General features: G+C 59.3%; 1 protein-coding gene. It reads left to right on the top strand.

What is annotated here, in order from left to right; translation table 11 throughout:
- Nucleotides 1-171 precede the first annotated feature (171 nt).
- Entirely contained in the window at nt 172-801 is a 630-nt protein-coding gene (locus DW661_RS05940) for a hypothetical protein (protein WP_147356425.1), read from the top strand.
- Nucleotides 802-984 lie beyond the last annotated feature (183 nt).

Here is a 984-nt window from a genome sequence, read left to right on the forward strand (position 1 = left end):
CGCGGGTCTGACGGCGCGGGCTTGCCAACGAGTTTTGGCTAATAGATTGGTTTGCGTGCCGCCCCTTTTGGGGCGGCACGTTTTTGTATGGGGCCAGTTGGGGCGGTGATGTTGCTTAGGGGGTACACTGGGTAGCGTTGGCTATTCGTTTCCTCTTGTGAGGTGTTGGTTATGGGTAAGAAATCTCGGGCTCGGGTGGCTGCTGCTGGGACTCGTAAGGATCCTGAGCGTCGGGTTGTTGAGGGCGGCAAGGCAGAGCGTGCCGATAAGAAGAAAGCCGGTGCGCATGCTCATCCTGAGTGGGCGCCTCATTTGAATTCGGCGAGTGAGGACTTGACTGCCAAGCTGTTCACGATGGTCGAGGTCATCTTGGGTGTGGTGCCCGTGGTGGTCATCGGTTTGTTCCTGGCCTCGAAGGACGCCACGAGCGTGGATAAGCTCACCGATGTCTTTTCGCAGGACCCCTCGATGGTGGTCACGTTTATCTCTGCGTGCCTGCAGCCGTTTGCGGCGTACATGCTATACATGGTCTATCGCAAATACTGCGAGGGCGACGCTGGTTTTGCCGCCGGCAACCTGATCGGTCTTTTGTGCTCCGAGATCCTACTGCTCAATATCCCGGGCGTCATCGGTATGGGCATCTTGTTGTGGCGTGTTTGGCGCAACGTCGCTCCGCACTTTGAGAGCTGGCTGTTTGAGCGTCGCGCAATGGGCGTGCTGGTCGACATCGCGGGCTCACTCGTGATCCTAGTCCTGGCGTTTATGTGTGCCACCGCAGCTCGAGGTCTCGCGGGTATGTGATCTGCTTTCACCGACTGCGGAGCGCGGGGCAACTGCTGGTTTCACCGCTCCGGGCGTCAGACCCGCGGCGCATCCCTTTCCCTCTCGCTTACGGCTTCGCAGGGTCGCGCGAGGCAAAGGCATGCGCCGCGGGTCTGACGACGCGGGCTTGCCAACGAGTTTTGGCTAATAGATTGGTTTGCG

The sequence above is a fragment of the Collinsella sp. AM24-1 genome (genome assembly GCF_003470325.1).
In the GTDB taxonomy this organism is placed as follows: Bacteria; Actinomycetota; Coriobacteriia; order Coriobacteriales; family Coriobacteriaceae; genus Collinsella.